This window comes from Microcoleus sp. BROC3, assembly GCF_036702515.1.
GTDB lineage: Bacteria > Cyanobacteriota > Cyanobacteriia > Cyanobacteriales > Microcoleaceae > Microcoleus.
The window spans coordinates 268,455-279,805 of record NZ_JAUBTQ010000002.1 but is presented as its reverse complement, the minus strand read 5'-3'; the positions used below and the strand labels follow the sequence as shown (position 1 = coordinate 279,805).

General features: G+C 49.0%; 8 protein-coding genes. 4 read left to right on the top strand and 4 right to left on the bottom strand.

Translation table 11 applies throughout. From position 1 onward, the window contains the following. Positions 1-29: 29 nt before the first annotated feature. The 3 genes from QUB30_RS02510 to hisD all read right to left on the bottom strand — a co-directional run bounded on the left by QUB30_RS02510 (position 30) and on the right by hisD (position 5,074). Complete coding sequence (locus tag QUB30_RS02510) at positions 30-2,480, bottom strand: tetratricopeptide repeat protein (protein WP_333328560.1); 2,451 nt, start codon at positions 2,478-2,480, stop codon at positions 30-32. A gap of 508 nt (positions 2,481-2,988) precedes the next feature. After that, positions 2,989-3,417 carry a universal stress protein gene (locus QUB30_RS02505; protein WP_333328556.1) on the bottom strand — a complete coding sequence of 143 codons (429 nt, stop codon included), beginning with the start codon at positions 3,415-3,417 and terminating at the stop codon, positions 2,989-2,991. Positions 3,418-3,760: 343 nt separating this feature from the next. Beyond that, a complete protein-coding gene (hisD, locus tag QUB30_RS02500) occupies positions 3,761-5,074 on the bottom strand; it encodes a histidinol dehydrogenase (protein WP_333328552.1) in 1,314 nt (437 codons plus the stop codon). A gap of 887 nt (positions 5,075-5,961) precedes the next feature. Here hisD and rpsT point away from each other — a divergent pair. Genes rpsT through QUB30_RS02485 form a run of 3 tightly spaced genes read left to right on the top strand, consistent with a single transcriptional unit; the run spans position 5,962 to position 7,273 of the window. Further along, a complete protein-coding gene (rpsT, locus tag QUB30_RS02495) occupies positions 5,962-6,261 on the top strand; it encodes a 30S ribosomal protein S20 (protein WP_006632886.1) in 300 nt (99 codons plus the stop codon). Positions 6,262-6,310: 49 nt separating this feature from the next. Next, positions 6,311-6,481 carry a hypothetical protein gene (locus tag QUB30_RS02490; RefSeq protein ID WP_333328549.1) on the top strand — a complete coding sequence of 57 codons (171 nt, stop codon included), beginning with the start codon at positions 6,311-6,313 and terminating at the stop codon, positions 6,479-6,481. A 12-nt stretch (positions 6,482-6,493) separates the two neighbouring features. Further along, positions 6,494-7,273, top strand: a complete 780-nt coding sequence (locus tag QUB30_RS02485) for a TatD family hydrolase (protein ID WP_333328546.1) — start codon at positions 6,494-6,496, stop codon at positions 7,271-7,273. 355 nt (positions 7,274-7,628) lie between these two features. Here the strand turns inward: QUB30_RS02485 and QUB30_RS02480 are convergent, their stop codons facing one another. Then, a complete protein-coding gene (locus tag QUB30_RS02480; RefSeq protein ID WP_333140470.1) occupies positions 7,629-7,772 on the bottom strand; it encodes a hypothetical protein in 144 nt (47 codons plus the stop codon). A gap of 111 nt (positions 7,773-7,883) precedes the next feature. On the opposite strand from QUB30_RS02480, the gene rpoB reads away from it, so the two are divergent. After that, a complete protein-coding gene (rpoB, locus tag QUB30_RS02475; RefSeq protein ID WP_333328543.1) occupies positions 7,884-11,270 on the top strand; it encodes a DNA-directed RNA polymerase subunit beta in 3,387 nt (1,128 codons plus the stop codon). Positions 11,271-11,351 lie beyond the last annotated feature (81 nt).

The following is an 11,351-nucleotide window of genomic DNA, read 5'->3' as shown; positions in this document are numbered from 1 at the left end:
CTGACTCATATTTTTTAGGTAAACTTCCATTATAATGTAAGAGCGATCGACCAACTATTTCTTTTTGGGAGATGTCTATTATAGTAACTAAGCTCGATTACCTTACTATAATCTGCGATCGCTGCTTCTTTTTCCCCTAGATTATACTTAGTCAAACCCCGATTGTAGTAGGGATGAGGGTTGTAGTAATTAAGCTCGATCGCCTTAGTATAATCTGTGAGTGCCTCTGTTTTTTCACCTAGAGCAGACTTGACATTACCGCGATTATTGTAGGCAACAGCTAGTTTGGGATTCAGCTCGATCGCCTGATTATAATCTGCAAGCGCCTCTGCTTCTTCCCCCACAGCAGACTTGACATTACGCCGATTGTAATAGGCATCAGCATAGTAGGAATCAAGGTCAATCGCCTTAGTATAATCAGTGAGCGCCTCTGCTTTTTGCCCTAGGGCAGACTTGGCTAACCCGCGATTTAAGTACGCATCAGCATAGTAGGAATCAAGGCCAATCGCCTTAGTATAATCTGCGAGCGCCTCTGCTTTTTGCCCTAAATCAGACTTGGCTAAACCGCGGCTGACGTAGGCAACAGCTAATTTTAAATTAAGGTTGATAGCCTGATTATAATCTGCAAGCGCCTGTTTTTTTTCTATTTCATACTTGGCTAAATCACGATTTAAGTAGGCCTCAGCATAATAAGAATAAAGTTCGAGCGCTTGATTGTAATCTACGATAGCCTCTTCTTTTCTTCCTAGGGCGGACTTGGCTAAACCCCGACTATAGTAAGCATCAGCATAATAGGAATCAAGGTCGAGCGCCTGATTGTAATCTGCGATCGCTTCTTCTTTTTCCCCTAATTTATACTTTGCTAAACCCCGATTTAAGTAGGCAACAGCATCATTGGGATTTAGGTCAATCGCCTGAGTATAATCTACGAGCACTTCTTCTTTTTTCCCTAGGTCAGACTTGGCATTACCCCGATTGAAGTAGGCATTAGCAGCGTTGAAATTAAGGTCAATCGCCTGAGTATAATCTACGAGGACTTCTTCTGTTGTCCCTAGGGCAGAGTTAGTTAAACTCCGAGTGTAGTAGGCATCAGCATAGTTGGGGTTAAGTTCGATCGCCTTCGTATGATCTGCGATGGCCTCTTCTGTTTTTCCTAGGGCAGAGTTAGCTAAACCCCGAGTGTAGTAGGCATCAGAATAATTGAGGTTTAGCTCGATCGCCTGATTATAATCGGAGATCGCCTCTTCTTTTTCTCCAAGATCGTACTTGACATAACCCCGCTCGACGTAGGCAACAGCTAATTTGGGAGCGAGCTCGATCGCCTGATTATAATCGGAGATTGCCTCTGCTTTGTGCCCAAGCTCATACTTGGCACTACCCCGATTGACATAGGCAACAGCTAATTTGGGATCGAGGTCGATCGCCTGATTATAATCGGAGATTGCCTCTGCTTTATGCCCAAGCTCATACTTGGCAACACCCCGATTGACATAGGCAACAGCTAATTTGGGATTGAGGTCGATCGCTTTATTAAAATCTGCGAGCGCTTCTTCTATTTTCCCTAAGGCCTTATTGGCACAGGCCCGATTGACGTAGGCAGCAGCATATTTGGGATTGAGGTCGATCGCTTTATTATAATCTACGAGCGCTTCTTCTATTTTCCCTAAGGCATTATTAACAACGCCCCGATTGTAGTAGGCATCAGCATGGTTGGGATTAAGGTCGATCTCTTTATTAAAATCTGCGAGCGCTTCTTCTATTTTCCCTAAGACATAATTGGCAGCACCCCGATTGACGTAGGCTTTAGTATTTCTGGGATTAAGGTCGATCGCTTTATTAGAATCTGCGAGCGCTTCTTCTATTTTCCCTAAGGCATTATTGGCAGCGGCTCGATTGACGTAGGCATCAGCATATTTGGGATTAAGGTCAATCGCTTTATTATAATCTGCGAGCGCTTCTTCTATTTTCCCTAAGGCATGATTGGCAGCGCCCCGATAGACGTAGGCATCAGAATAGTTGGGCTTGAGATCGATCGCCCGATTATAATCGGAGATCGCCTCTTCTATTTTTCCTTGGTTATAGTTGGCATTACCCTGATTTAAGTAGGTTTCAGCGTCGGTATCATGTTGATTGTAATAGACAGCTAAACCAGCTATTAGCCCAAACAGGCTCGAAAAGACTATCAAAAAGCCTAATGTAGAAGTGGCGAGCGACCTATAATAATCTATGCTCCAGTCTTCTTTTTTCCGTAATTGACCTCCCCGTAATTCATATTCCATCTCACTCCAACGGTAGGTAATAGCATAGTTGGGATTAAATTCAATTTTCTGATTATTATCAGCTACAGCACCCTTGAAATCGCCTTGATTTGCGCGAGCAAGTCCTTGACTGAAATAGACAGGGGAACAACCCGCCGCCCCAAACAGGGTCAAACCAGCAGCCAGAACTTGCGGAATCAAGCGATGCGGTTTTTTAGTCATAGCCTTTGCAGTTAGTGACTTTTAATGAAAGTGCTTTTTTAACGGTTTAAAAAACTACGCCCAATTATATCTGAGTGTTTGAAATTATCAAAATATCGTAATAAAACAAAGAGTGTAGAACTATTGGCGGATATTACTACACAACCCTTTGATGAGGTCAATGTTGATTTTGCGAGACATACCTAACAGGCGATCGACATCTACCAGACGATCGCTCATGTGTCTTCCAGAGACTCAAGCCACTGTCCCATCAAACATTTATACTGCTGACAGCATAACGGCTGTTTCAAAACGAGTCTTAAATCTATACAACAATTAACATTCTCAATAAACAAAAATTTATATTTGGGTGCGTCAGCTCTCGTTATATTATCTGCGGCTTCAATAACTCTTGGCTGACACACCCTACAAGTTTTAGCTACTTTGAATCTCTGTGGAACAGGCGTCTCGCCTGTGAATCTCCGTGGAACAGGCGTCTCGCCTGTCCATCCCTGCGGTTCAATTCCCCCTACTTAGCCCGCACCACCAACACCGAACAAGGAGCCTCAGCGACAACCTCAGCACTCACCGAACCCTCCAAAATTCGCTTTAAACCAGTCAAACCCCGACAGCCGATCGCAATTAAATCCGCCTTATAGATATGAGCCAAACGCAAAATTTCCGGCGCTGGCTCCCCGGACACAATTTCCAATTCGCTCTGGCAAGGCAACTTTTCCTGATAAGATTGCAGCAACTTCTCCACCTCTCGGTAAGCAATCTCATCTCCCTGAGCGTGAGGTCGATCGACAACCGCGTCAAAATCCGACGTACCAGAACTCACAACATGAACTAGAATCACCTTTGCCGTCGGTTCTAGCTGAAATTGTCCTACAACTTGCAATACCTGAGTCGCTAACTCTGAATTGTCGATCGCTACCAAAACAGTATTCAATACCATGCACCTTTAAATTTCAGATATTTAGACTTTAAATTTTTCGATGATTGTCGCCTACTTTCTACAATTCCGCGCTTCCCACCAACATCATTATTACCTACCCAGAAACCCGGTTTCTTAACATAATTGCGTCTTTTAAGCAAGATACTTGAAGAAACCGGGTTTCTTAAGCCCGCATTGCGTAAGTAGGTAGGCGCAAATAAACTGGGTCGCTTGTCACAGAATGTAAAGCTACCATAATCGCAAGAGAAGTGCTTCGTTTCACTGCATTTCACTGACTTTTGACTACCTATGTATTTTGCCGATCATCTACTTACATCTCGATCGCCAATCTCAAATTTACCATCTAAAACTCACCCTTTCCCTCATTTTCAGTCCGCAGCCGCACCGAATCAGCGTGAGAAGGAAGCCCCTCTGCTTCTGCCAAAACATTAATAGCCCTACTCACCTTTTTAAGTGCAGCAGGCGAATATTGAATCAAACTCGAATGCTTCATAAAAGTTTCGACACCCAGCGGCGACGCATAGCGCGGAGCCCCAGAAGTCGGCAAAGTGTGATTCGGGCCAGCCAAATAATCACCTACAGCTTCCGGCGTCGAGCCGCCCAAGAAAATCGCCCCAGCGTGGCGAATTTGGTCGAGCAAAGCCCAAGGATCTGCAACTTGCAATTCCAAGTGTTCGGGCGCAAACTCGTTAGAGAGTTCCGCCGCCGCTTTGAGCGAGTCAACTACTACGACTAAACCATAGTTGGCGATCGCCTTTTCTGTTAAAGTTCGGCGCGGGTGATTTGCCAACTGTCTGTCTACCTCAGCCACCACCTTCCTAGCCAGCACCGAATCCGCCGTCAGCAAAATTGCCGACGCCATCGAATCGTGCTCAGCTTGAGCCAACATATCCGCAGCCACGTGCACAGGATTCGCCGAACCATCCGCAATAATCAACACTTCCGACGGGCCAGCCAGAGAATCGATCCCCACAGTCCCGTAAACCAGTTTTTTAGCCAGGGTGACGTAAATATTCCCCGGCCCAGTAATTAAATCCACCTTCGGAATAGTTTCCGTACCGTAGGCCAAAGCCGCGATCGCCTGCGCCCCGCCTACCCGATAAATCTCATCAACTCCCGCTTCCTGAGCCGCTACGAGCACCGCAGGATTCATTTTCTTCTCCTGTCCGGGGGGAGTACACATCACCAGTCTCGGAACCTTGGCGACCTTCGCAGGAACCGCATTCATGATCACCGAGCTCGGATAGGACGCCTGACCGCCTGGAATGTAGATTCCCGCTCGATCGACCGGCGTGTAGCGCTTGCCCAAAACAATCTCGTCATCGCCAAACTGCACCCAAGACTTGGGTACGCGCTGTCGGTGAAACGCCTCTACCTGTTTGCAAGCCAGCCGGATGGCATTTAATAATTCTTTCGACACCTGCTGGTAAGCAGCATCCAATTCGGCGCCGCTGACCCGTAAATCTTCCACATTTAGGGTCATGCGGTCAAATTCAGCAGTGTAGTGCAGCACAGCCTGATCGCCTCTGCGCCTTACAGCTTGCAGCACCTCCCGCACGGTGGCTTCTTTGTGAACGACAAGTTCGTCATGGGTGCGATCGCAGATCCGTCGCAGTTCAGCTTGTGCCTCAACCCACTGAGTAATGATTCGCAGCATGGAGATTAGGAATGCCGTCTATAAATTCACTAACATTTGCTTGACAATTGGGGATTTTTGTGGGGGTTTTCCTAGAGAAGTAGGCCACCACCAGTCCACAAGCTTAAACCGCTATACTCGCGGGATTTTCAAAGGCTTCAGTGCAGCGTTTAAATCTCTGTCGAAGATTTTGCAACACTGAGGACAAGTCACAACCTTCTCTAGGAATTGCCCGCCAGAGAACCGGGTGCAAAGAGATAGGGTCCGAAGGCAGAGGGGGAGAGTGTCCGAGCCAGAGATTATCCGAGAGGGAGATTGTTCGAGCGGGAGAATTTTGATTCTGCCTTCTACCTTCTACCTTCTGATCCGGCTGCCTTCTACCTTCTACATAAGTGCCTTCTACCTTCTACCTTCGCTCAGTGCTTCGGCAAGAAGCCCAAATAACCCGTATTCTTTGTTATAGCTTAACTTGGATTTTTCAGGGAATGGGATTTTAAGCAGAATAAATGCTATATTAGTTTTTCCAACACCTGATAATTTTTTTATAAAAAACGCCAAATTATTGTATACTTGAAAATTGCGCGCAAGAAACCGTGACTTTAACTCGTGACGGTGGAAACACCGCAAGACGCCTCCGTAACACCACTGTCATACCTTTGGGTATCGTCAGGGGTAAAAAACAGGCAGTTAAATGAGTCAATAAAAAATTATTGCGCGGGCGATCGCCAAAAAATAGCCACAGACTCAGATCGATCTGAGCGAGTGGAGAGTGGCTGTCTGAATCAGCCTTTTAATATCAAGCTTTTTGCGGATCGATCCCGAAAAGGTTGTCCTTCAAAATCCCCCCGTCTTGAGACTTTCTTGAGACTAGGGTGTATCAATGAATACCTACTTCCAGCAACTGAACTATGGCAAATATTAAGTCCGCAGTCAAACGAGTCAAAATCGCCGAACGTAACCGCTTGTACAACAAATCTTACAAGTCAGCGGTCAAAACTTTGATGAAGAAGTATTTCGCTGCCGTTGACAAGTACGCCGCAGCTCCGAGTCCTGAATTAATGCAAGAAGTCCAGCAGCGAATGTCTGAGGCCTACAGCAAAATTGACAAAGCTGTCAAAAAAGGTGTACTCCACCGCAACAACGGCGCTCGCAAAAAGTCCCGCTTGGCAAGAACCCTCAAGCCGCACGAAGTATCGGTAGCATCTTAAGGAAGCAGAAAGTTCGGCAACGAAGCAGTGTACAAGATTGAAGGGATGGATGTTGAGGGAAGAAGTCAAGCGTGAAGAAGTCAAGCGTGAAGCAGGAAGAAGGAAGAAGGAAGAAAGAAGACGGAAGATTTTTCCCATACACTCTCTGCCACTCCCACTCCCAGACTCTCTCACTCCCCCCTCGCCCTATCCCACCAAGACTCTCCCGTATCACCTCTAATCTGCTTCCCCCATGCAGCTCATCGACACTCACGTTCATATCAACTTTGAGACCTACAAATCTGAGTTAGAAGCCATTCGAGAACGCTGGCGCGAAGCTGGTGTAGTTCGGCTGGTTCATTCTTGTGTAGAGCCAGAAGAGTTTGCCGACATTCAAGCAATCGCCAATCAGTTTGCAGAAGTTTCGTTTGCGGTTGGACTCCACCCCCTAGATGCCGACAAGTGGAAAGACGAGACTGCTAGCCAGATTAGGGAATTAGCGAATTCGGACTCTAGGGTAGTGGCGATCGGCGAAACCGGACTGGACTTTTATAAAGCTGACGATCGAGAACACCAGTTTAAAGTGTTTGAGGCACAGCTTGCAATCGCCCAGGAACTTGACAAACCAGTCATTATCCACTGTCGCGACGCCGCCGCCCCAATGGCCCAAATGCTGAGGAACTTTTGGCAAACACGCGGGCCAGTGCGCGGGGTCATGCACTGCTGGGGAGGCACACCCGAAGAAACCCAGTGGTTTTTAGACCTAGGTTTCTACATCAGTTTTAGCGGAACAGTCACCTTTAAAAAAGCCTTGCAAATACAAGAATCAGCTTGTATGGTAAATAGCGATCGCATCCTGGTCGAGACAGATTGCCCTTTTCTCGCCCCCGTACCCCAGCGGGGAAAACGCAACGAACCAGCCTACGTCTACTACGTAGCCGAGCAAGTTGCTAAATTGAGAGGAGTTTCTCTCTTAACTTTGTCCCAGCAGACAACCGAAAATGCCTGTCAGCTATTCGGTTTTTCAGTTTAGCTTATTCCGAACAAAGAAACGAGGAAAACAGGTCGATTTAGGGCCTAGCGATAGGGACAATCCCATTTCTATCCTGCCAGAAAAACCGGATTCATCCTTTATTGGAGATTCTTTTGGCGTTGCCTGTTGCGATCGGATTTGCGTCCTATAATAAAAAGAACCGACCATCGGGCGTTGGCTTAGTATCCGATCCTGCGATGTCGCCCGCTTGAGGCCAACACAACGCGAGTACGCTAACCTTCGGGATAGGTCACAACTTCACGAAATACCTCAAACTTACACACTCAAACTTACACATCAGAAGAAACTTGGAACCTCAGCAATTTGGCAATAGCTGTCAAGTCAATTTTAGGAGTCAAAAGTGTAGGGGATTTACCCAGGAAAACCACGAGATCGGAGCTAAAAGCATCTCGATCGAAACCAAAATCCGCACAAAAATACTGCGAGCAACCCGCAAAAATAACCGTTGCAGCAGTTGGTAGGCGATCGAAAACATCATATAAATTCTCTCACACAATCCATCAAAAAAACGCAACAAGGTAACAAGCTAAAAAAAGCCAAGCCTTGACGCCATGTAAAAAGCTAGAGCCACTGCGGAAAAAGGACACCCATGACCACTAAAGATTACACAGAATTCGCCTTCACCTTGCCCGACCTGATCGAAATCCAGCGGGCAAGTTTCCGCTGGTTCCTAGAAGCTGGACTGATCGAAGAACTCGACAGCTTCTCCCCAATTACAGACTACACGGGCAAGCTGGAACTCCACTTCATGGGCAAAGACTTCAAACTAAAGCGCCCCAAATACGACGTGGACGAAGCCAAGCGCAGGGACAGCACCTACTCGGTGCAAATGTACGTACCCACCCGCCTGATTAACAAAGAAACAGGGGAAATCAAAGAACAAGAAGTCTTCATCGGCGACTTGCCCTTGATGACCGAGCGCGGAACTTTCATCATCAACGGCGCGGAACGGGTGATTGTCAACCAAATCGTGCGTTCCCCAGGCGTGTACTACAAATCGGAAACCGACAAAAACGGTCGCCGTTCCTACAACGCCAGTCTGATCCCCAACCGCGGTGCTTGGCTGAAATTTGAAACAGACAAAAACGATTTAGTCTGGGTCAGAATCGACAAAACCCGCAAACTATCGGCTCAGGTGCTGCTCAAAGCCCTCGGACTCACAGACGGCGAAATCTACGACTCACTCCGCCACCCGGAATACTTCCAGAAAACGATCGAGAAAGAAGGACAATTCGGCGAAGAAGAAGCTCTGATGGAGCTCTACCGCAAACTCCGCCCGGGCGAACCCCCCACCGTCGCGGGGGGAGAACAGCTCCTCAACTCCCGCTTTTTCGACCCCAAACGCTACGATTTGGGGAGGGTCGGCCGCTACAAACTCAACAAAAAACTGCGGCTGTCCGTCCCCGATACGATGCGGGTGCTGACATCGCAAGATATCTTGACGGCGATCGACTATCTTATAAACCTCGAATTCGACATCGGCTCGACAGACGACATCGACCACTTAGGCAACCGTCGGGTCCGCAGCGTCGGAGAACTGCTGCAAAATCAAGTGCGCGTCGGTCTCAACCGCTTAGAACGGATCATCCGTGAAAGAATGACCGTCTCGGATGCCGACTCCCTCAGCCCGGCTTCTCTGGTCAACCCCAAACCGCTGGTAGCAGCAATCAAGGAATTCTTCGGTTCCTCCCAGCTATCGCAGTTCATGGATCAAACGAATCCTCTGGCAGAACTGACGCACAAACGCCGGCTTTCCGCCTTGGGCCCTGGAGGTCTGACTCGGGAACGCGCCGGGTTTGCGGTGCGCGACATTCACCCGTCCCACTACGGCCGGATTTGCCCGATCGAAACACCAGAAGGCCCCAACGCCGGCCTGATCGGTTCCTTGGCAACCCACGCCCGAGTCAACCCCTACGGGTTCATTGAAACTCCTTTTTACCCAGTAGAAAAAGGACGGGTGCTGCGCGACAAAGCCCCCGTTTACATGACAGCCGACGAAGAAGACGATTTGCGCGTCGCCCCCGGAGACATCAGCCTCGACGAAAACAACAACCTCTTGGGCGAAACCGTAGCCGTCCGCTACCGCCAAGAATTTACGACGACTACGCCGATGCAGGTGGACTACATGGCGATTTCGCCGGTGCAAATCGTCTCCGTCGCTACATCGCTGATTCCGTTCCTGGAACACGACGACGCCAACCGAGCTCTGATGGGCTCGAACATGCAGCGGCAAGCTGTGCCGCTGCTGAAACCGGAACGGCCCCTAGTCGGTACGGGCTTGGAAGCTCAGGCCGCCCGAGATTCCGGGATGGTTGTAGTTTCCCGGATTAACGGCGAGGTGATTTACATCGACGCCACCCGGATTATTGTCAAACCCCTGGCCAACGATGCCGAGTCGAGTTCCAGCGAGGAACATTTCCTGATTCGGGAATACGACGAACTCAAAGTCAAGCAGCCCTCGGTTTGGAAGCAAAAATACGCTGGCTGCATCGAACACGAACTGCAAAAATATCAGCGTTCTAACCAGGATACTTGCTTAAATCAACGTCCGCTGATTTATGAGGGCGATCGAGTCGTAGCAGGTCAAGTGCTCGCCGACGGTTCCTCCACTGAAGGAGCAGAACTGGCTCTGGGCCACAACATCCTGGTAGCTTATATGCCCTGGGAAGGCTACAACTACGAAGACGCGATGCTCATTAGCGAGCGCTTGGTGTACGAAGATGTCTACACTTCGATCCACATTGAAAAATACGAAATCGAAGCCCGCCAAACTAAACTCGGCCCCGAAGAAATCACCCGCGAAATTCCTAACGTCGGCGAAGATGCGCTGCGCCAACTAGACGAACAGGGCATCATCCGCAAAGGTGCTTGGGTAGAAGCCAGCGACATCCTAGTAGGCAAAGTCACCCCCAAAGGCGAATCCGACCAACCGCCGGAAGAAAAACTGCTGAGGGCAATCTTCGGCGAAAAAGCCCGCGACGTGCGCGACAATTCCCTGCGAGTTCCTAACGGCGAAAAAGGCCGCGTGGTGGACGTGCGGGTTTTCACCCGCGAACAGGGCGACGAACTGCCCCCCGGCGCAAATATGGTCGTCCGCGTCTACGTAGCTCAAAAGCGCAAGATTCAAGTCGGCGACAAAATGGCCGGCCGCCACGGGAATAAAGGCATCGTGTCCCGGATTCTGCCGATGGAAGATATGCCCTACTTGCCAGACGGGACTCCGGTTGATTTGGTGCTCAATCCCTTGGGCGTGCCGTCGCGGATGAACGTAGGTCAAATCTTTGAGTGTTTGCTCGGATGGGCCGGCGAAAATCTGTCGATGCGCTTCAAGATGGTGCCTTTTGATGAAATGCACGGCGCTGAAAAGTCTCGCGAAACCGTACACGGCAAGTTACAGGAGGCGCGCGAAAAAACGGGCAAGCCGTGGGTATTTAACGAAAAGCACCCCGGCAAGACGATTGTCTACGATGGCAGAACTGGGGAACCGTTCGATCGCCCGATCACAGTCGGCATCGCCTATATGCTGAAGCTGGTGCACTTAGTAGACGATAAGATCCACGCCCGCAGCACAGGCCCTTACTCGCTAGTAACGCAGCAGCCTTTGGGCGGCAAAGCGCAGCAGGGGGGTCAGCGGTTCGGAGAAATGGAAGTCTGGGCTCTGGAAGCGTTCGGCGCAGCTTACACCTTGCAAGAGTTGCTGACTGTGAAGTCGGACGATATGCAGGGACGGAATGAAGCGCTGAATGCGATCGTCAAAGGCAAAGCTATTCCGCGCCCCGGTACGCCGGAATCTTTCAAGGTGCTGATGCGGGAGTTACAGTCTTTGTGCTTGGATATTGCTGTGCACAAGGTGAATACGTCCGACGAGGGCAGCGAGCACGTTGAGGTGGATTTGATGGCAGATGCTGGGGGCAAGCGATCGCCCTCCCGGCCTACTTACGAATCCCTTTCTCGTGACGAACTTGACGAGGATTAGGCATTAAAGATTAAAGATTAAAGATTTTTTGACAGCATTCAATTCTTTAATCTTTAATCGACAATCTCAAATTAAAATGCC